Raw genomic sequence first — 20295 nt, 5'->3', positions numbered from 1 at the left:
CTTAGAAATTTGGACTAAGGTTGTACTCTTTGTAAAAGTTGTTTAATATTTCAATAACTTCTTCACCAGTGTCAACTAAATGTATAAGGTCTAAATCTTTTTCGCTAATATTTCCTGCTCCAAGTAAGGTAGATTTTATCCAGTCCATTAGTCCACCCCAAAATTCTTTACCAACTAAAATAATTGGAAAGGTTTCAATTTTATGCGTTTGTATAAGGGTTATAGCTTCAAACAATTCATCTAATGTTCCAAATCCTCCTGGCATTACTACAAATCCTTGCGAGTATTTTACAAACATTACCTTTCTAACAAAGAAATAGTCAAAATCTAAACTTTTATCATTGTCTATATAAGGATTGTCATGTTGTTCAAAAGGTAAATCTATATTTAAACCAACAGAGGTTCCGCCAGCAATATGAGCACCTTTGTTACCAGCTTCCATTATACCAGGTCCACCTCCTGTAATAACGCCATAACCTTGATCTACAATTTTTTTAGCAACGTCTTCTGCTAATTTGTAATATTTATGGTCTGGCTTTGTTCTAGCTGAACCGAAAATAGAGACGCATGGTCCAATTTTACTTAGTTTTTCGTATCCATTTACAAACTCTCCCATGATTTTAAAAATAGCCCATGAGTCGTTTGTTTTTATTTCGTTCCAACCTTTGTTTTTAATTGCGTTTCTCATTTAGTATGTCTTAATTTTATTTATTTTGTTTGGCTACCGTTTTTGGTTATAACGGTAATGATTTGTTTTTTTGCGACTTGCGAATTTAGTTAAAAAAAGAAATGTATATTTTAGTTTTTAATATAGTTTTAATTCATTTCTTTCTTTAAAAATTTAGCCGTGTAACTCTTTTTATCTTTTATAATTTGTTCTGGTGTACCTTTTGCAACAACGTTTCCGCCACCTTTTCCGCCTTCGTAACCAATATCTATAATGTAATCTACGGTTTTAATAACATCTAAATTGTGTTCAATAATTAAAACCGTATTACCTTTGTCGGCTAATTTGTTAAGCACTTTCATAAGTACTCTAATGTCTTCAAAGTGTAAGCCTGTTGTAGGTTCGTCTAAAATATAAAATGTATTGCCAGTATCTCTTTTGCTTAATTCTGTGGCTAATTTAATTCGTTGTGCTTCACCACCAGATAGTGTTGTACTTTGTTGACCTAACGTAATATAGCCTAGGCCTACATCTTTTATTGTTTTTAGTTTTCTGTGAATCTTAGGAATGTGCTCAAAGAAACCAACAGCTTCTTCAATGGTCATATTCAATACGTCACTAATAGATTTACCTTTGTATCTAATTTCTAAGGTTTCTCTATTAAAACGTTTGCCTTGGCAGGTTTCGCATTCTACATAAACATCTGGTAAGAAGTTCATTTCAATAACTCGTAATCCTGCGCCTTGGCAGGTTTCGCAACGTCCACCTTTTACATTAAAACTAAATCGACCAGGTTTGTAACCACGTATCATAGCTTCTGGTATTTTAGAAAATAAGCTTCTTATTTCATCAAAGGTTTTGGTATATGTTGCAGGATTACTACGTGGTGTTCGGCCAATTGGTGATTGGTTAATATCAATGACCTTATCTAAATGCTCTAATCCTTTTATACTCTTGTAAGGCATTGGTTTCTTTACACCTTTAAAATAGTGTGCGTTAAGAATAGGGTAGAGGGTTTCATTAATTAAGGTAGATTTTCCACTACCAGAAACGCCTGTTATACCAATCATTTTGCCTAACGGAAATTCAACATCTATATTTTTTAAATTATTTCCTGTACACCCTTTTAAAACTAATTTTTTGCCATTACCTTTTCTTCTGGTTTTAGGGATTTCAATTTCTTTTTCGCCATTAAGATAAGCTGCAGTTAAGGTATGTTGTTCTCGTAATTCTTTTGGTGTGCCCTCACTAATAATTTCGCCTCCATGTTTGCCAGCAAAAGGGCCAATGTCTATAACATGGTCTGCTCGCTCAATCATATCCTTGTCATGCTCAACAACAATTACAGAATTACCAACGTCTCTAAGTGAGACTAGAGAGTTAATTAGTTTTTCGTTGTCTCGCTGATGTAACCCAATGCTCGGTTCGTCTAAAATATAGAGCACACCAACCAATTGCGACCCAATTTGTGTAGCTAAACGAATGCGCTGAGCTTCACCGCCAGAAAGTGATTTAGAGCTGCGGTTTAAAGATAAGTACGTAAGACCAACATCTAATAAAAATTGTACTCTACTTGTTATTTCTTTTATTATCTCTGATGAAATTTTTTGCTGCTTTTTGCTAAGACGTTCCGTTAAGTTCTCTAACCAAAGTCCTAATTCTACAACATCCATATGTACTAAGTCTGCAATGCTTTTGCCATCTACTTTAAAGTAGAGCGATTCTTTACGTAAGCGAGAGCCTTCGCATACAGGACATTCTACTTTATCCATATATTCTTTGGCCCAACGGACTAAAGAGGTGGAGTCTGAATTGTACTGACTTTCTATAAAATTAGCAACACCTTCAAAATCTATTTTATAATCTCTGGTAACACCTAAAAGTTTACTCTCAACTGAAAATTTATCTTTTCCACCGTACAAAATAATTTGTTTAGCATCTTCAGGTATATCTTTCCACTCATCGTTTAAAGAAAACTCAAAACGTTGTGCTATGGTTTCAAATTGTTTAAAAATCCAACTTTTCTTTTGTGGTCCATGCGGTGCAAGAGCTCCGTTTTTAATAGATAAGGTCTCGTCTGGTACTATCTTCTTATCATTTACAACATACAATTCGCCAATACCATTACAGTTAGAACAAGCACCTTTTGGAGAATTAAAAGAGAAATTATTTGGTTCTGGGTTTGGGTATGATATTCCAGAAGACGGACACATTAAATTTCGACTAAAAAAACGTGGTTCATTGGTGTCTTGGTCTATAACCATTAAGACATCTTCTCCATGATACATGGCTGTATTTATGGAATCCATTAAACGTTTTTCGTTATCCTTACCATTGTCAATTTTTAATCTATCAATAACAATCTCAATGTCGTGCGTTTTGTAACGGTCTAACTTCATACCTTTTTCAAGGTCTACAATCTCACCATCTGTTCTAACTTTTACAAACCCTTGTTTTGCAATTTGCTCAAATAATTCGCGATAATGTCCTTTACGAGAACGAATTACAGGCGATAAAATATTGATGCGTTTGTCTTTGTACGATTTTAGAATTAAATCCTTTATCTGTTCATCATTATAGCTCACCATTTTTTCTCCGGTCTCGTAACTATACGCGTCTGCTGCTCTTGCATAGAGTAAACGCAAAAAATCATAAATTTCTGTTATAGTACCAACTGTTGAACGAGGCGACTTACTTGTTGTTTTTTGTTCAATGGCAATTACAGGTGAAAGCCCGTCAATTTTATCAACATCTGGGCGTTCTAAACTGCCCAAAAATTGACGTGCGTAGGCAGAAAATGTTTCTATGTAACGACGTTGCCCTTCGGCATAAATAGTATCGAAGGCTAATGAGGATTTTCCACTGCCAGATAAACCAGTAATAACAACCAATTTATCTCTAGGAATGGTAACGTCTATGTTTTTAAGGTTGTGAACGCGCGCTCCTTTTACTTCAATAGCATCGTTAAATTGGTTCATCTTTTGTTTAATCTTCCTTTTGTTTATAGCATTTCTGTTTATTTAATAAACAGATTTGCAAAGGTACAAATTATAGTTGTGATAGAGAATGTTAGAAAGTAAACCGCTAATATGATTTATTCTTTAATTGTTAAACTATCTGTTTTTGCACGCTCTATATTTTCTTGTAATTTGTTTATCTCGTCTGTAGATTGACTTTCTCTTAAAGCTTCCTTTTTATTCGAAATATTTTCTAAAGTTTCGTTGATTTGGTTGTCATCAATAGTATCATCTGTATTTAAATCTTTTGATTTTTTACCAAGTTTTACATTAAAATCTTCGCTGTTACCTTCAATAACAACTGGAATTCCTATGAGTCCAAGAGGTGGTAAACCAATTCTCATTTTTAGACTTAAATTGCCATTTAAACTTGTTTGCCCTTCTAGTCTCAGTTTAAAAGGACGGACTTTAAATTTGAAGCGTTCTATGTCTAATACATTATTGTTTATTGAAGAATTAATGGTGATTTCTGAAATTTTGGGGTCGTTGAGTTCTTTAAATCCAGATTTTTCTGAAACTTTACCCAATAACTTGTAGCCATCGAATTTCACATTGTGTACTTTAATGGTGCCTTTTCCATTTAAAGATGGAAGGTTAGGCAACATATCTTGGTCTAATTTCCCTGTTAATGCATAATCTATGGACACGATTCCGGAAGCTTGTGCAGCAGCAGGTGCTAATTCTTTAAATAATGCCATACTATTATATCCTTTTTCTATATTCAGTTTTTTAGCATCAATATCTAAAGAAAATAAAGCGTCTTTTGTTGAGGTTGGTTGGTAAAAGCCTTCTATTTTAGCTGCGCCATCCACCAAATTTAGAGCGCTGTTTTTTAAAAATAAACCTTGTTCTTTTATACCTAAGTTGCCTGAAAGTTTACTGATTTTTAGACTGTTATAAAGTAAGCTGTCAATACTTATCTGTATAGCTAAATCTATATTTTTTGGCACTTGCATTACACCACTTACAACATTCTCAACAGTATTAGAATTAACTAAACTATCTGTGCTTTGTGTTAGCTGATCTTCTTTTGGAAAAAACTCCGTAATATCAACCATTGGAGCGTTTAGCGTTAGGTCACCTTTTAAAATACCTTTAGAGTAAAGTGCATAATCTAAATAGTTTTGAAAATACCCATTCAGTACAACATCAGACGATTGATGTTTTACTGTTAAATTAGTAAATGCCATTTTTTCATTTAAAAACAAAAATTTTCCTTCTTTTACAGTAACAGCATGTTGTAGAATATTACTTTTAAATTCTAAATTAGAGAGGTTTAATGTCCCAGTATTACTGTTGTTTTTTACTGAATTACTAAGCTGACCTTTTAAATCTAAATCTGCAAAAAGCTGACCGTTTGTAATGTTTATAGGTAATTCTATAACTTGATTTATTGCGGTAAAGTCAATAGTTCCGTAGCCTTTAATTTGATATTCCGGATTGTCAAAATTCTTAAAAAAGCCCGAACTTGTAAATTGGTTATTTAGAAAACTAAAATTAAGCGCATTAATCCTTAACGTAGATTCTTGGTAAGTTTGCCCTTTGTTTTCTGCAATAGCCTTTAGTTGAATATCTATAATAGGTTCTGGATGACCAGAAGTTTGTAACGACCCATTGACTAATTTAAAAGCACCATTGGTTTTAGGTAATTTAGAGGCGAGCGGTTGGTAAATACCATCAGTATGAATATCAGCTGCTAATACTCCGTTGAATTTTAAGTCTGGAAGATTTAAAGTTTGATTAAGAATATTAAGGTCAATCTGTGATTTTATATTAGATTTTACATAAAGTGAATCTGTTGTTCCATGCACAGAAACCTGTCCTTTTGTACTTTCATTGTTGAGTAAAAAATCAAAATTATCTAAATTAAAATTGATATAATTATCAGTTAAGTACCCTTTTAATTTAAGATTTAAATTTTCAATGGGCTTTATGGCAGTATTATGCTTTATTCTTCCATCAACGATATTAACATCTAAATCTATTCTATTAATAGCAGAAGAATCTGGGACTATACCAGAATAACCCGCAAGTTGAATTGTTGCATCTAAATCACCATTAAGCAGTACATCTTTAGACCATTCTACATATTTTGGAGGTAATGCACTTACCACATTTTCTAATGTGCCATCTTCAGTTTTAAAGTGAAGGTTATAGGCTAAGCCATTATCATATACATCGAGATTTCCGTTAAAATTAACTTTTAAATCATTTAGAGAAAAGGTGTTTTTATCTAAGGCAACAGAAAGGTTTTGCGAATCGTATATGGTGAATGACCTTGCTTTAATCTTCTTTCCGTTTAAATAATCTGTGTGATCAAAAACCACATCTACACTAGTAATGTCTAATCGAGAACCTAATTCTAATTTACCACCTACAATGCCACCCCTTCCATTGTAATTAAGTCCACGAGAACTAATCGTTATACCATTATCTTTGTCAATATAATGAATAGACGCATTTTGTAGTTGAAGTCTTCTAAGGTTAAGGTTTAATCCAGAAGATGTGGTATCTGTAGCAATAGAAGTGGTGTCTGTAGCATTATAAACGTCGTAATTATTTCTTCCAAATTTATCTTTAATTAAGTTTATGTTGCAATCGGTTAAATACGTTTCGTGTACTACAACCTTATCAGAAAAAATGAGTTTAAACACATTAATACCAAACCCTAATTCTTTTGCACTAATTAAGGTGTCTTTTTCAAAAGGTTGCGCACTGGCTAAATTAATATCTTCAAAAGAAAACGTTAATGAAGGGAAGTGATGAAAAAATGAAATATTAGAGTCTTTAAACTGAAGTTCTGTGGTTAAATTATTATTAATGCCTTTTTTTATTTCGGTAGAAATAACATCATTAAATAATGTTGGTAAGGCAAACAGACCAATAATTAGCAATACTATTATTCCTAAAGTCCATTTTAAAACTTTCTGCCACCTGCTTGATTTTGCCTTGTCCATTAAACCACTTTAGTCTTAAAGTATTAGACATCAAAATTAATATTATTTTTAAAAAAGATGGTTGAAGAATAGTTAATAATAAAGGGTATAATTGTTAAATTCTAAAAAAGGCAATGTATTCTACCAATTAGAAAAAGAAACTCCCAAACCAACCGTATTTTGGTAATGGTTATAATCTACTAAAGTTTCGCCATAACCTGTAAAAAGTTGCGCATGAAGATTAAGATTTTCATTTAAAGGATAGAGGTAATTAAATTGTAAGCTGCCTCTGTTGTCTTTTACAGTAAATGTGTTTGTGAGTACAGTATAAAAGGTATGCTTTTTTAATTTGTAGATGGCGGTTAGTCTTCCGTTTCCTATGAAATCTGTAATTAAGGGGTTTTCATCTTCATCGTCTGGTAATCTTAACCAAGGCGTTAAGTATAATGTTAGGTTTTTACTTTCCATTGCAATGTTAAATATTATACGATTCCAACTACGAGAGCGCGGTAAATCTCTTCCGTTAGATTGGTGATTAAGGCTAACACTTGCCATTTTTATATTAAAACCTGCAACCGTAAGGTTTAAAGGATAGGTTATTATTAGTTCAGGTTCGTAATTAAGTTCTCTAAAAGCTCTAGAAATATCTGTGTTATAAATTTGCCAATGCGCAATTTGTGTATATGTAGCCCATAAATCGCCCTTACCAAACAAAATAGATTCAGCCAATTTAGTTTTAAAACTGAGTTGAAATTTAGCTTCTAAACTGTTGTAATCTATTTCTTCAGTTACCGAATAGTCTGAATTTTCACTATAAGGCAATTTATTAGGTGTATCTGACCATCTAGACGCGGTAAAGTAAATAGGTTTATATGCTGTAATTTTAAAGGTTCCTTGTTTATTTGCTTTGTCTAAATCCCAAACGGTCGCTATAGATTTAAGTGACGTTGTTTGCTGTATAAGTTTTTGCGCATTTAAATGAAGACACAAAAGCATTAGTATTAATAAGCTAGCTCTTGTTTTATTCATAAATTGTTGTATTGGTTGAGAATAGCAAAGCTATTTTTTAATTTTTAATTGTAATAGATAAACTTTTGTTTTTAACATCTAAAATAATGATTCTGTAGTTTTGTGCCTCATATGCTTTAAGTATCTTTACCATGTTAAAATAACTAAATAGATAATTAGATGAAAATTATAGGAATCGGTAAAAACTACGTTAACGATAACGCAGAACTTAGTGCGGCTAAAACCGGAAGCCAAACCATATTTACAAAGCCAGAATCTACATTGGTAACAGATAATAAAGATGTTGTATTTCCGAAAATAACCAACCAACTAGTTTATGAGGTTGAGTTAGTGGCAAAGATTGGAAAACAAGGAAAAGATATTGCGTTAGAAGACGCTAACTCTTACATCTCAGATATTGCGGTTGGTATAGATTATACCGCAACAGATGTTTTATCGGCAAGTAGAGAGAAAAAGGGACCATGGGCATTAGCAAAGGGTTTTGATGGCGCTTCGCCAATATCTAGCTTTAAACCAGTTTCGGAATTTACGGATTTGACCAATATTAATTTCGATTTAAAAATTAATGGCGAGCAAAAACAAGAAGGTAACACTAGTCTTATGATTTACAATTTTGCTGAAATTATTGCGTATGTGTCTTCGTTTATGACTTTAGAAGAAGGTGATCTTATATTTACAGGTACACCTGCAGCAGGTAAAGGGACTAATGTAAAAGGTGATCATTTGCAAGCTTCTATTGAAGGTGAGTTGTTATTAGATTTTAAATTGGTGTAATTTCAACCTAAATAAACTATTATCGCAGCCTTTTAAATTAAATAAAGGCTGCATTTTTTCTAAATTTTAATCTTCACGACCAATCTTATTATAAGCACGTATCACTAAAATTGCCCAAATAATGACACAAATAGATACAAAAATTGAAAAAGAGATAATTATATCATTTGGTTCCATTTAATATCTGTTTTATAAAAATTACAATTCCGAGCAAGGTTGGTGCCCAAAGCCCTATAAAAATAGCATGCAATTGATCACCTCTTAAAAATAAATATTCTGCAACACCGATAATTAAGGCACATAGCAGCAGCATAAATAGATTTAAAGGGCCAATTTTTTTTAATAAATTCATTGTAGATTAATTATATATTCTTGTAAGTTAATAAAAAAATACACTGAATACATCTTTTTAAAGCAGTATGCGCTTTATCTTTGTTAAAAGCCTACTCGCTATGTCTAAAAACAAAAAGCCCGATCAAATAGTATTTAATGAAGATACGCAACGTTACGATTCGTCATTAAAGCCTTATGCTACAAATGTAGGAGCGCCTTCTATACAAGTGACAGATAATTCTACTTGGAAAACGCGAAATATTAATAAAGCAAATAAACAGATAAAGGCGAAGTATATAGAGCTTAAAGCCGCTTATGATAAAATGATGAAAGAGTTAGAGTACAATACCTTAGTGTATAACTCGCGCTACAGCTTTGAGCCACTTATTGGAGAAACCTACCACTTGTATCGCGATAAAAAGAGCGAACCATTTTTATCTATAATTAATCCGGAAAGTTGCAATTTTGATTACATAGGCAGTTTTGTGCTTAACAGTGAGCTTATCTGGAAAAAAGTAGAAGCCTAAAATAAAGCATCAAACATTTTAATAAAAACAAAAAAGTATACCGTAAATTCGGTATACTTTTTTGTTTAGGTTGTATTGGTATTATTACATAATTTCAATTTCATTGGCTCGAAGCGCTTTGTTGTAATCTGCTTTTACGTTGCTTAAATAGCCAAAAAATTTGCTGCCATCTTTTTTAGTTAATACTACTTTTATATCGCCATCATCTTCCGTAATAATATCTTTAATAATAACCACATTATTCTTAACACTTTTGTAACCTGTTACAGTACCACGTTTAATTAAAATGTTTGGTTTAGGAAAGTAAATATAGCTGTAAGTATTAGAGGATGGGGATTTTATGATTAAAATATCTCCAACTTTAGGTTGATTACTAGTAAAAGACAAAAAGAGAATTCCTAAAAATAAAAGGGTTAAAATTGATTTTTTCATATTTTAATAGGTTAAAATTGTTTATTTTTTAAAGATAATACAATTTTAGATAAGTAAAAAAGTTTATAAATGAGTTTTATCAGTTTACAAAATAACAACGTTTTAATAGTTATTTTTTTAATTTAGTGTTGTATTTATAAATCATTTTAAAATAAATAACATGAAAATATTAGGTATAGGATCTAGAATAAACCATACTACATACGGCAAAGGTGTAGTAACTAATGTTACCTCAAAACACTATTGGGTAACCTTTATTGAAAACGGTTTAGAAACCATAGATATTGACTCTGAATTTGAAGTCATTGAGGCTGCAGAAGATGAGGTAGATACCATTAGCTTTTTTGAAGTAGAACAAAGTTTAAAATCGATATTAAGAAAATGGTCTGATGTTTCTGAAGTGGTGACTATTGCAGATAAATGGAAAGGCGGAAAACTTATATTAGAACCTGGTGATACTAATCTTAAAGGTAAAGAATTACCAATAGATACGTTTTTTCATAAAATAACAATGGTACGTGATCGTCTGCGAGTAATGGAGCAAAAAATAAACTCTAGTAATTTAGGAGAACAAGAGAAGATAGATTTACAACAATACATCGCCAGAAGCTACGGTAGTTTAACCAGTTTTAATGTATTGTTTAAATTGAAGAGTCAACAGTTTGTTGGTCAGCGAAAATAGGGCACAAGCATAAATTAAAAAAAAACAGCATCAAATCTTAATTAGTAAAATTTAATGCTGTTTTTGTATCTCTATTTTATAGGTGTATAGATCTATCTTATACCTGTGCTTACACCTCTAATTTTTTTAATTCTTGGTAATTTCTGGTAAGTCTTTTTATTAAGATTCCGTAGATTAACTTATAAAACAACCAAATTAAGCCAAGGAATATTGCCGTTAAACCAACCGCAACTATAGACATAATAATTAGTTCTTTAGTGCTGGCATTATTTAGTTGATCAGACATTTCAGGATGTTCGTTAATAGAAAAATATAGGGAAAACGGAATACTAATTAGCGCAATACATAGATTATACAGCACATAATACTTAATTATTTTACGCGTTTTAAGAATGCTTTCCATGAGTTTTTTTGCGTTATCTGTAACCGAAATCGCTTTGTGTGCATTATAAAGTAAATAAATAAACAGTATTATAACGCCATAGCTAAGAATATTTAAACTTACATATAGCCAGCTATGACTAATTTCTTCAAGTTGCGCTTTTAAGCGGTCAGAGACAACAAAAGGTAAAAAGTTTATTAATATCCAAAACACCAATTCAGCCAAACTAATGTAAAATAAAGTTTTTACAATAGAAGATGATTTTTTATGGCTCATCTTATAAATATCGGTATCCGAAAATGTTTCAAACTGATGTTCGTTTTGTTTCCAGTCTTTCTTTAATAATTCTAATTCATCCATATAATTACGGATTTAGTATGGTTCTTAATTTCTTTTTAACACGGTTCATTTTTACACGTGCATTAACTTCAGTAATACCTAAGGTTTCACTGATTTCTCTATAGTCTTTATCTTCTAAATACAATAGGACCAAGGCTTTTTCAATATCATTTAATTGATGTACCGCTTGGTATAAAAGTTTTAATTGTTGTTCTTCAGTATCATCATATTCTTCTGCTTTAATTTTAAATTGCACCGCATCAAAAGCCTGCGTGTCTATGCGTCTTTTAGATTTTCTGTATAACGTAATTGCGGTATTTAATCCTACTCGATACATCCAAGTACTAAATTTGGCATCGCCTCTAAATTTAGGATAGGCTCGCCATAATTGTATAGTAATTTCTTGAAACAAATCGTTATGCGCATCCACATTGTTAGTGTACAAACGGCACACCTTGTGTACAATGTTTTGATGTTTCTGCAACTGTTCTACAAAACTATGTTCTAGTTCTTTATTCAATTGTTGAGTTAGGTTGGTTATCTTATTAGTAGTATAAGTGTTGGTTTTGTTACAAATTTATTTAACTAAAGTTAAATAGTATCTCTATTGCCTCTATAATTTGTAAATTTACTGGAGTAACAACTTTAATTATTTTATGAATATTCCAGATACAAATTTCCCAAGAATTGTAATTATAGGTGGTGGTTTTGCCGGTGTTAATTTAGCGAAGTCTTTAGCCAATAAAAATGTACAAGTTGTGCTAGTAGACAAACATAATTACCACACATTTCAACCTTTATTATATCAGGTGTCAAGTTCTGGTTTAGAGCCAGACTCTATAGCTTATCCGCTTCGTAAAATAATTAAAAAGCATAAAAATTCATTTTTTAGATTAGCTGAGGTAGACCAAATATTAGCAGAGTCTAATGAGATTATAACCTCTATCGGTCATTTAAGGTATGATTATTTAGTTATTGCTACTGGTACCAAAACAAATTATTTTGGCAATACAGCTATTGAATCTCATAGTATGCCCATGAAATCCGTACCGCAAGCGTTAAATATTAGAAGTCTAATTTTAGAGAATTTTGAAAAAGCAGCAATTGCCACATCAGAAAAAGAACGCGAAGCCTTTTTAAATTTTGTAATTGTAGGTGCAGGACCAACAGGAGTGGAGTTGGCTGGCGCCATAGCAGAACTAAAGAACAATATACTTCCTAGAGATTATCATGATTTAAATCCGGATGATATGCATATTCATCTTATAGAAGGTTCAGACCGTGTTTTGCCACCAATGAGTGAGCACGCTTCTAAAAAAGCAGAAACGTTTTTAAAGCGTTTAGGTGTAAAAGTGAGTTGTAATACTATTGTAAAACATTACGACGGTAAAACAGTAACCACTAATTCTGGCGACACCATGGCCTCTGAGACCCTTATTTGGGCTGCTGGAGTTACCGGAGCACCAGTACTTGGTTTGCAAGCAGAATCTATAGTTGAAAAAACTAACCGTTATAGTGTAAACCATTACAATCAAGTAGAAGGGTATAACAACATTTTTGCTATAGGAGATATTGCTTTAATGTCAACGGAAGCGTACCCTAAAGGGCATCCTCAAGTGGCGCAACCTGCTATACAACAAGGTAATTTATTAGGTAAAAATTTATTGCGTTTAATAGATAATAAACAATTGAAAGCATTTGTATATAAAGACAAAGGCTCCATGGCAACCATTGGAAGAAATAAAGCAGTTGTAGATTTAAAACATTATAAGTTTGGTGGTTTTTTTGCTTGGTTTGTATGGATGTTTGTTCATTTAATGTCACTAGTCGGTTTTAGAAACCGTGTGATTGTGCTTTTCAATTGGACGTACAACTATATTAATTTTGATAAAGCTGCGCGGTTAATAATTCGTCCTTTTAAGAAATAAGTGTTATTGGTTATAGGTTGGGAGTTGTTGTTTCATGGTTTTTGTTCAATGGCTTTAGCTCAGATTATTGTTTTCTTACCTAAATTATTTATAATATTCAATTCATCATTCAAAAGTTACAGTTGGGTAACTTAGAATTCTGTAAGCATGTAAAATTGAAGAAGTTTGTTTCATCAATTAAAAAACGAACTTTAATCAATCAAAACCATGAACAAGCTCATCACTATTCTAATTTTATTAATTTTTGGTGTTACCAATGCGCAAACTACCATTTCTGGAAAGGTTACAAATGCTAAAAACGAACCTATTAATGGTGCTAATGTTTATTTAGAAGGTACCTATGATGGTGCAACAACTAATGAAGATGGCGAATTTAACTTTACAACAGAAGAAACAGGAACACAAACTTTAGTGATTTCATTTATGTCTTTTGAAACTAAATCTATATCTAAGGATGTTTCAGAAATGAATCAACTTATTATAAAATTAAGAGAAGATGTAGAATCTTTAGATGCAGTGGTTTTAAGTGCTGGTACGTTTGAAGCCAATGATAATAGCAAGGTTTCTGTATTAAAACCATTAGATGTGGTAACCACAGCAAGTGCCTTAGGCGATTTTGTTGGCGCATTACAAACCTTACCTGGTACCTCTAACGTATCCGAAGATGGACGTCTATTTGTAAGAGGAGGAAATGCAGACGAGACTCAGATTTTTATAGATGGTATAAGAGTTTTTACACCATATACGCCTTCGCCAAATAATTCGCCAACACGAGGTCGTTACTCACCATTTTTTTTTGATGGTATTACGTTTTCAACTGGTGGTTATTCCTCAGAATACGGTCAAGCGTTATCTAGTGTTCTTCTTTTAAATACTATTGATGAACCAATCCAAGAGAAGACCGATATTGGTATAATGAGTGTTGGTGCTACGTTAGGAAATACACAGAAATGGGAAAAATCTTCATTAAGTTTTAATGTGTCTTATATTAATTTAGGGCCTTATTTAGAAGTTTTTGAAGATAGAAACGATTGGCAAACACCATATAGTAGTGCGCAAGGCGAAACTGTGTTTAGACAAAAGCTAGATAACGGAATGCTAAAGTTTTATGCAGCTTTTGATACCTCTAATTTTGAATTGACTCAAGAGGATATTAATTATGAGAATGGTATAGATTTTAAATTAAATAACAGTAATTTTTATTTAAATACATCTTACAAAGGTGTTTTGGGAGCCAATTGGACAATGACTACAGGTCTTAGTTATACGTACGCAAAAAACAAATTAGGAATTGAAGCTAGCGACATTGATGGTACTGAAAACTCAGCACATATAAAGTTAAAACTAAAAAAACGTTTCCATAGTAGATTTAAACTCAGTTTTGGAGCAGAACAATTTGTAACCGATTACAAAGAGAATTTTATGGATAATACATTAGATGAAACCTATGGCTATGACAATAATATAACGGCAGGTTTTGCAGAAGCTGATATTATTTTCTCAAAAAAATTAGCTTTAAAAGTGGGTATGCGTGCCGATTATAGTTCTATATTTAAATCAGCAGAAGTTGCTCCAAGAGCAGCCTTGGCTTATAAAGCTTCTAAAAACGGGCAGTTCTCATTAGCTTATGGTAACTTTTTTCAGAACCCAAATAGTGAAATATTAAAGTTTAATCAAGATTTAAGAGCCGAAAAAACGTCTCATTACATTTTAAACTATCAATACGTAAACGATGGTAAAATATTTAGAGCAGAAGCTTATAGAAAGGATTATGATAACTTAATTAAATATGATACAGAATTTGTACAGTATGATAGTAATTTTAATAACACAGGAGACGGTTATGCGCAAGGTTTAGATTTTTTCTGGAGAGATAACACAAGTATTAAAAATGTAGATTATTGGTTAAGTTATTCTTATTTAGATACAGAACGTAATTATAAAAATTTTGAAACATCAGCTCAACCTAATTATGCAACTAATCATAATTTATCTGTCGTAGGTAAATATTGGATAGATGGTTGGAAGAGTCAAGTAGGTTTGGCCTATAGTTTTTCATCTGGTCGTCCATATACTAATCCTAATACCAATCAATTATTAGGTGAAAAAACAAAATCTTTTAATAGTTTAAGTTTAAATTGGGCCTATTTGTTAGACCAGCAGAAGATTTTATACTTCTCAGTAAATAATGTTTTAGGATTTAAAAATATTAATGGCTATCAATATTCTAATACACCAGATTTTAACGGACAATATAATAGAAGTGCTATTAAACCAGCAGCCGATCAGTTCTTTTTTGTAGGATTCTTTTGGACTATAAGTGAAGATAAACAAGACAATCAATTAGATAATTTATAAATGATAATAATATAATAGATAAATTTAAACCTGACCAAAATCATTATTTAATAGACATAAGTAGAGTAATTTTATACTATTAAATTAAACGTCATGGAACTCAAAAAAAACCCAAAAGCCAATGTAGGTCGAAACAGCAGTTTATACTTTGCTGTTGGCTTAAACGTAATGTTACTCCTTACATATATAGGACTAGAACATAAGACTTACGATAAAGATGTAATTACTGCCGATGTTTTAATGTTAGATGATCAATTTGATGAGGATATACCAATTACAACTATAAATATTCCGCCACCACCTCCTCCTCCTGCTCAAAAGCCAATGATAACTGAGGCTATTACTATAGTAGAAGATGTTGAAGATGTAGAAGAAACAGTTGTAAAGAGCACCGAAATAGGACAAGATGATATTATAGACGAACGAGAAATAGGTGTAGAAGAAGTAGAAGTTGTTGAGGTAGAGGAAGATATAGAAGTGCCATTTTCTGTAATTGAAAAAGTACCTACTTTTCCTGGCTGTAAAGGTACAAATGCCGAATTAAGAAAATGTTTTGAAGAAAAAATGCAGGCTCACTTGTTAAAAAACTTTAGATATCCAGAAGCCGCTGCAGAACTTAACATACATGGTAGAGTATTTGTGTTTTTTGTTATTGACAGAACAGGTAGAATTACTAAAATTAAAAGTAGAGGACCAAACCATTTGTTAGAAGCAGAAGCAGAACGTATAATGAGTTTACTGCCAAAAATGGAACCAGGAACACAACGCGATAGAAATGTAAGTGTACCATATAGTATTCCTATTAACTTTATATTGCAAGAATAAATAAACTCGTTATATAAACAACAGCAGTCAAGAGCACTGAAAATAAAATTTCATTGTCTTTTGACTGTTTTTTTGTTTACTATTGACTATATGGATTTTTCAAATTATACCAGTTACATAATGTGTTTTTAAACGTAAAGGTACCAGCGGGAATTAAACCCACTTTTTTAAGAATTGTATTAGAAGCTACGTGCTTACTATCTGCAGCTGCACCTATTTCTTTTAGCTTTAAGTCTTTAAAACCAAATTCTAGAGAGGCTAATGCTGCTTCAGTAGCAAAACCTTGTCCCCAAAATTGTTCTTTAAATCTATAACCTAAATCGTAATAATTAAATTCTGTTCTTACTTTATCTTCTAATTTTAGTCCAGACCAACCAATAAATGTATTGGTTGCTTTTTCAATAACGGCTAATCTTCCCAAACCATTTGTTTTGTACTGTTCTAATATATCTTCTATAATAGCTTCGGACTGATCAATAGTTTTTACAGGATTATTTCCTAAAAATAGATGCACTTTAGGGTTAGAATCTAATTCAAAAAAATCTTGAATATCATCTTTAACGATTGGTCTTAATAACAAACGTTCTGTTTCTATCGGTTTTATAATCATACTCGTGTTTTATTGAATTTTCTTTAATAGTTAACACTTTATTAGTTATAAATTTATTCAATTAAATTTAAGTCCGTATCTTTTATTTTTAAATGACACTTTTAAAAATTACAAGGTATTAAAAAGTACTAATATGAAGCAAATCATAACTTTTGGAGAGGTTTTAATGCGTATTTCGCCACGCGGAAATAAAAAATTTATGCAATCTAATTTAGCGGAATTTTATTTTGGAGGTACAGAATTAAATGTAGGTATTTCTATTGCTAATTTTGGTGGAAATGTTAAGCACATTAGTGCAGTATCTGAAGATTTTATAGGTGATACAGCCATATCTTATATTAGAAAATTTGGCGTAAGTACATCTTCTGTTGTGCGTTCTAAACGTCCGCTTGGTGTTTACTTTTTAGAGGTTGGTGCCGTAATGAGACCAAGTCAGATATCATATAATAGATCTCATTCATCTTTTTCTGAAATTCTGCCCTCTATGGTAGATTGGGAAAAAGCTTTAAAAAAAGGGAATTGGATGCATTGGACAGGTATTACACCAGCTCTAACCCAAGGTGCTTACGATACCTTAAAGGAAGGATTACAATTAGCAAAAGAAAAAGGAATTACGGTTTCTGCAGATCCAACCTATAGAAGTGGCTTATGGAAATATGGACAAGACCCAAAAGAAGCATTAATAGAGCTTTTAACCTATTCTAATATTTTTATAGGCGGAATCAATGAAATTAATGAAGTATTAGATACAGATTATAGTTATTCTAATGAAGATTTTATAACAGCATGTAAACATTTAATGGAAACGTTTCCTTCTGTTGAAAAAGTTTTTGATAAGATTAGGACCTCTTTAAATGCCTCTTGGCATAAAATTAGAGCTAGAATGTGGAATGGCGAAGAGTTTAGAGAAACCGAAGATTTAGATATTACGCATATTGTAGATAGAATTGGTACAGGTGATGCCTTTGCTGGTGGATTAATTCACGGTTTACAACATTATGATGATTATAAAGCGATGTTATTTGCATGTGCCGCTTGTGCTTTAAAACATACTTATGAAGGTGATGTGAATTATAGTAACGTTGATGATGTTGTACAAATTATTGAAGGTAATATTTCAGGTCGTTTTGTCCGTTAGAAATTGGTGTTTTAATTGATAAAGTGGATATTAAATCTTATTCTAGATTTAATATCCACTTTTTATTATTAATTTTTTAAGATGTAGCAACACATCTATAAAAAAGGGAATAGTATCAAATTAATACTAATGAAAGTTTGTTCACTATTATTCTTCAGAAATAGGAAAACCGCGATCGCGCATTAAAGCTTCAATTTTAGCATCACGTCCTCTAAATTTTCTGTAAGCCTCTGCTGGATCCATCGCATTACGCGGTGCAAACAAATACTTTACTAATTTGTCTGCTACTTCTTTATCATAAAAACCACCTTTAGCTTCTTTAAACGCTTCAGACGCATCACTTGTTAAAACATCTGCCCACATATAGCCGTAATATGCTGTTGCATAACCTTCACCAGAAAACACATGTCCAAATTGAGGTGTTCTATGACGCATTGGCAATTCTTTAGGCATTCCTAATTCTACTAAAGTTTCACGTTCAAATTGATTAATATCTATTTCTGTTGGGTCTGCTAAGTGCAATTTCATATCCATTAGAGCAGAAGCCAAGTATTCTGTAGTACCAAATCCTTGATTAAAAGTTGAGGCTTTCTTAATCTTTTCTACTAAACTTGCAGGTATAGGTTCGCCAGTTTTATAATGCACCAAATATTTATTAATTACATTATCTGTAGATAACCAACGCTCTAGTAATTGCGATTGGAATTCTGTATAATCTCTCACACCTCCATTTAATGTTGGATATTTTACATCTGCTGAGAAGAAGTGAAGGGCGTGTCCGAACTCATGAAAAAAGGTGGTAGCATCATCCCATGATACCAAAACAGCTTCACCTGGAGCAGGCTTAACAAAGTTAGAATTGTTAGATGCTAAAACATTCATGTCACCTTCAAAAGATGCCGAGCTTCTATAGGTTGTAGCCCATGCACCAGAACGTTTTCCTTCGCGTGCATAAGGGTCTAAATACCAAAGTCCAATATTTTCACCAGAGTCCTTATCGGTAACTTCCCAAACCTTAACATCTTCATGAAATACAGGTACAGAATCTTCTTCTACAGGCGTGAATTTGTAATTAAATAATTCACCAGCAACATAAAACATGGCTTCAGTAAGTTTATCTAATTGTAAATATTGTTTTACTTCATCGCTATCTAAATCGTATTTCTTTTTACGTACTTTCTCTGCATAATATCTATAATCCCAAGGTTCAATAGTAATGTTATCTCCCAACTCATTAGCTATAGTTTGCATATCTGCCACTTCTTCTTTAACTCTTTCAGTTGCAGCAGGCCAAACCTTAAGCATTAAGTCCATAGCATTTTCTGGAGTTTTTGCCATACGGTCTTGCAAACGCCATTCGGCATAATTTTTATAACCCATTAGACCAACGCGTTCTTTTCTAAGTTTTAAAATTTTGGCAATAATGTTATTGTTGTCGTATTCATCACCATTGTCACCTCTAGAGTAGTAGTTTTCCCATACTTGTTTGCGTAATTCGCGTTCTGTAGAGTACGTTAAAAAAGGATCCATAGAAGAGCGCGTATTGGTAATAGCGTATTTTCCTTCTTGGCCTTTATCTGTTGCAATTTTTGCTGCAGATTTAATATAACCATCAGCTAAACCACCAAGTTGATCTTTATTTAAATACGTGATATAATTTTCTTCGTCGTGCAATACGTTATTAGCAAAATACGTGTATAATGACGATAATTCTTTATTGATGGCAGCATAACGCGCTTTCTTTTCGGTATTAAGGTTGGCGCCATTCATTTCAAAACGTTTATAAATTAAATCTACAACACGTTGCTCTTGAGGTTCTAAAGGTGATTTTTGCGCAGCATCGTATACGGTTTTTATACGTTGGAATAGTTTTTCGTTTTGAGAGATTTTAGATCTAAAGTCGGAAAGTTTGGGCGCTAATTCAGACTGAACTTTTCTAAATTCTGGAGACGACACATTGGCTCCCATAATGCCATAATAGGCAAAAACGCGGTCTAAAGGTTTACCAGCACTTTCCATGGCAACAATGGTGTTTTTAAACGTTGCTGGTTCTGTATTATTTGCTATAGCCTCAATTTCTTCTAAATTTAGTTTCATAGCTTCTTCCATAGCAGGTTTTATAGCTTCCACGGAAATTTTATCGAAAGCCGGAACGCCTTCAAACGGACCTGTCCATTCTTGTATTAATACATTATCGCTCATTGCTGTTTCAATAGGTTTTTGGTTTTCTTCATTACAGCTAGATAATACAATGATACTGCAAATTAGGGTAGATTTTAATGTTTTAGAAATCATTATTGTTTGTTTTATAAGAGGAA

General features: G+C 32.2%; 17 protein-coding genes. 7 read left to right on the top strand and 10 right to left on the bottom strand.

The genetic code is table 11. The features are described 5' to 3' along the window. Position 1: 1 nt before the first annotated feature. From GN138_RS03715 to GN138_RS03700, 4 genes are all read right to left on the bottom strand, one after another. Positions 2–688: an LOG family protein gene (locus GN138_RS03715; RefSeq protein ID WP_157362236.1), complete on the bottom strand. Its 687-nt coding sequence runs from the start codon at positions 686–688 to the stop codon at positions 2–4. A 128-nt stretch (positions 689–816) separates the two neighbouring features. Beyond that, positions 817–3645 carry an excinuclease ABC subunit UvrA gene (gene uvrA / locus GN138_RS03710; RefSeq protein WP_157362234.1) on the bottom strand — a complete coding sequence of 943 codons (2829 nt, stop codon included), beginning with the start codon at positions 3643–3645 and terminating at the stop codon, positions 817–819. Positions 3646–3761: 116 nt separating this feature from the next. After that, the gene (locus GN138_RS03705; protein WP_157362232.1) at positions 3762–6641 is read right to left on the bottom strand and encodes an AsmA-like C-terminal region-containing protein; all 2880 of its coding nucleotides are present in this window, start codon (positions 6639–6641) and stop codon (positions 3762–3764) included. 120 nt (positions 6642–6761) lie between these two features. Then, positions 6762–7649, bottom strand: coding sequence for a phospholipase A (locus GN138_RS03700; RefSeq protein WP_157362230.1), 888 nt, complete (start codon positions 7647–7649; stop codon positions 6762–6764). A 159-nt stretch (positions 7650–7808) separates the two neighbouring features. Here GN138_RS03700 and GN138_RS03695 point away from each other — a divergent pair, with 159 nt between their 5' ends. Then, positions 7809–8423, top strand: coding sequence for a fumarylacetoacetate hydrolase family protein (locus tag GN138_RS03695; protein WP_157362228.1), 615 nt, complete (start codon positions 7809–7811; stop codon positions 8421–8423). A gap of 163 nt (positions 8424–8586) precedes the next feature. Here GN138_RS03695 and GN138_RS03690 read toward each other — a convergent pair whose 3' ends face one another. After that, complete coding sequence (locus tag GN138_RS03690) at positions 8587–8775, bottom strand: hypothetical protein (protein ID WP_157362226.1); 189 nt, start codon at positions 8773–8775, stop codon at positions 8587–8589. A 100-nt stretch (positions 8776–8875) separates the two neighbouring features. Here GN138_RS03690 and GN138_RS03685 point away from each other — a divergent pair, with 100 nt between their 5' ends. Continuing rightward, on the top strand, positions 8876–9283 hold the full coding sequence (locus tag GN138_RS03685) for a DUF2452 domain-containing protein (protein ID WP_157362224.1): 408 nt from the start codon (positions 8876–8878) through the stop codon (positions 9281–9283). Positions 9284–9367: 84 nt separating this feature from the next. Here GN138_RS03685 and GN138_RS03680 read toward each other — a convergent pair whose 3' ends face one another. Continuing rightward, positions 9368–9715 carry a hypothetical protein gene (locus GN138_RS03680; RefSeq protein ID WP_157362222.1) on the bottom strand — a complete coding sequence of 116 codons (348 nt, stop codon included), beginning with the start codon at positions 9713–9715 and terminating at the stop codon, positions 9368–9370. A 160-nt stretch (positions 9716–9875) separates the two neighbouring features. On the opposite strand from GN138_RS03680, the gene GN138_RS03675 reads away from it, so the two are divergent. Beyond that, positions 9876–10397, top strand: coding sequence for a hypothetical protein (locus GN138_RS03675; protein ID WP_157362220.1), 522 nt, complete (start codon positions 9876–9878; stop codon positions 10395–10397). 109 nt (positions 10398–10506) lie between these two features. Here GN138_RS03675 and GN138_RS03670 read toward each other — a convergent pair whose 3' ends face one another. Then, on the bottom strand, positions 10507–11139 hold the full coding sequence (locus GN138_RS03670) for a hypothetical protein (protein ID WP_157362218.1): 633 nt from the start codon (positions 11137–11139) through the stop codon (positions 10507–10509). A gap of 4 nt (positions 11140–11143) precedes the next feature. After that, positions 11144–11638, bottom strand: a complete 495-nt coding sequence (locus tag GN138_RS03665; protein WP_157362216.1) for an RNA polymerase sigma factor — start codon at positions 11636–11638, stop codon at positions 11144–11146. Between the two features lie 136 nt (positions 11639–11774). On the opposite strand from GN138_RS03665, the gene GN138_RS03660 reads away from it, so the two are divergent. The 3 genes from GN138_RS03660 (at position 11775) to GN138_RS03650 (ending at position 16229) form a co-directional block, all read left to right on the top strand. Beyond that, positions 11775–13046: an NAD(P)/FAD-dependent oxidoreductase gene (locus GN138_RS03660; RefSeq protein ID WP_157362214.1), complete on the top strand. Its 1272-nt coding sequence runs from the start codon at positions 11775–11777 to the stop codon at positions 13044–13046. A 207-nt stretch (positions 13047–13253) separates the two neighbouring features. Beyond that, positions 13254–15404: a TonB-dependent receptor gene (locus GN138_RS03655; RefSeq protein WP_157362212.1), complete on the top strand. Its 2151-nt coding sequence runs from the start codon at positions 13254–13256 to the stop codon at positions 15402–15404. 93 nt (positions 15405–15497) lie between these two features. Beyond that, on the top strand, positions 15498–16229 hold the full coding sequence (locus GN138_RS03650; protein ID WP_157362210.1) for an energy transducer TonB: 732 nt from the start codon (positions 15498–15500) through the stop codon (positions 16227–16229). A 79-nt stretch (positions 16230–16308) separates the two neighbouring features. On the opposite strand, the gene GN138_RS03645 is transcribed toward GN138_RS03650, so the two are convergent. Further along, positions 16309–16839 (bottom strand): GNAT family N-acetyltransferase, encoded by a 531-nt coding sequence (locus GN138_RS03645; protein ID WP_157362208.1) that lies wholly within the window; start codon positions 16837–16839, stop codon positions 16309–16311. 133 nt (positions 16840–16972) lie between these two features. On the opposite strand from GN138_RS03645, the gene GN138_RS03640 reads away from it, so the two are divergent. Then, complete coding sequence (locus GN138_RS03640) at positions 16973–17977, top strand: sugar kinase (protein WP_157362206.1); 1005 nt, start codon at positions 16973–16975, stop codon at positions 17975–17977. 147 nt (positions 17978–18124) lie between these two features. On the opposite strand, the gene GN138_RS03635 is transcribed toward GN138_RS03640, so the two are convergent. Beyond that, on the bottom strand, positions 18125–20272 hold the full coding sequence (locus GN138_RS03635) for a M3 family metallopeptidase (protein ID WP_157362204.1): 2148 nt from the start codon (positions 20270–20272) through the stop codon (positions 18125–18127). Between the last annotated feature and the right edge of the window lie 23 nt (positions 20273–20295).

The organism is Winogradskyella endarachnes (assembly GCF_009741275.1).
Classification (GTDB): domain Bacteria; phylum Bacteroidota; class Bacteroidia; order Flavobacteriales; family Flavobacteriaceae; genus Winogradskyella; species Winogradskyella endarachnes.
Note: the sequence above shows the minus strand (reverse complement) of the source record. Positions and strands in the feature narration are given on the sequence as shown.

Excerpts from the sequence above, each read along its gene's own strand:
- GN138_RS03640 (WP_157362206.1), top strand. The coding sequence starts at position 16,973 with ATGAAGCAAATCATAACTTTTGGAGAGGTTTTAATGCGTATTTCGCCA.
- GN138_RS03675 (WP_157362220.1), top strand. The coding sequence starts at position 9,876 with ATGAAAATATTAGGTATAGGATCTAGAATAAACCATACTACATACGGC.
- GN138_RS03670 (WP_157362218.1), bottom strand. The coding sequence starts at position 11,139 with ATGGATGAATTAGAATTATTAAAGAAAGACTGGAAACAAAACGAACAT.
- GN138_RS03695 (WP_157362228.1), top strand. The coding sequence starts at position 7,809 with ATGAAAATTATAGGAATCGGTAAAAACTACGTTAACGATAACGCAGAA.
- GN138_RS03685 (WP_157362224.1), top strand. The coding sequence starts at position 8,876 with ATGTCTAAAAACAAAAAGCCCGATCAAATAGTATTTAATGAAGATACG.
- uvrA (WP_157362234.1), bottom strand. The coding sequence starts at position 3,645 with ATGAACCAATTTAACGATGCTATTGAAGTAAAAGGAGCGCGCGTTCAC.
- GN138_RS03690 (WP_157362226.1), bottom strand. The coding sequence starts at position 8,775 with ATGAATTTATTAAAAAAAATTGGCCCTTTAAATCTATTTATGCTGCTG.
- GN138_RS03645 (WP_157362208.1), bottom strand. The coding sequence starts at position 16,839 with ATGATTATAAAACCGATAGAAACAGAACGTTTGTTATTAAGACCAATC.
- GN138_RS03655 (WP_157362212.1), top strand. The coding sequence starts at position 13,254 with ATGAACAAGCTCATCACTATTCTAATTTTATTAATTTTTGGTGTTACC.
- GN138_RS03660 (WP_157362214.1), top strand. The coding sequence starts at position 11,775 with ATGAATATTCCAGATACAAATTTCCCAAGAATTGTAATTATAGGTGGT.
- GN138_RS03680 (WP_157362222.1), bottom strand. The coding sequence starts at position 9,715 with ATGAAAAAATCAATTTTAACCCTTTTATTTTTAGGAATTCTCTTTTTG.
- GN138_RS03715 (WP_157362236.1), bottom strand. The coding sequence starts at position 688 with ATGAGAAACGCAATTAAAAACAAAGGTTGGAACGAAATAAAAACAAAC.
- GN138_RS03705 (WP_157362232.1), bottom strand. The coding sequence starts at position 6,641 with ATGGACAAGGCAAAATCAAGCAGGTGGCAGAAAGTTTTAAAATGGACT.
- GN138_RS03700 (WP_157362230.1), bottom strand. The coding sequence starts at position 7,649 with ATGAATAAAACAAGAGCTAGCTTATTAATACTAATGCTTTTGTGTCTT.
- GN138_RS03650 (WP_157362210.1), top strand. The coding sequence starts at position 15,498 with ATGGAACTCAAAAAAAACCCAAAAGCCAATGTAGGTCGAAACAGCAGT.
- GN138_RS03635 (WP_157362204.1), bottom strand. The coding sequence starts at position 20,272 with ATGATTTCTAAAACATTAAAATCTACCCTAATTTGCAGTATCATTGTA.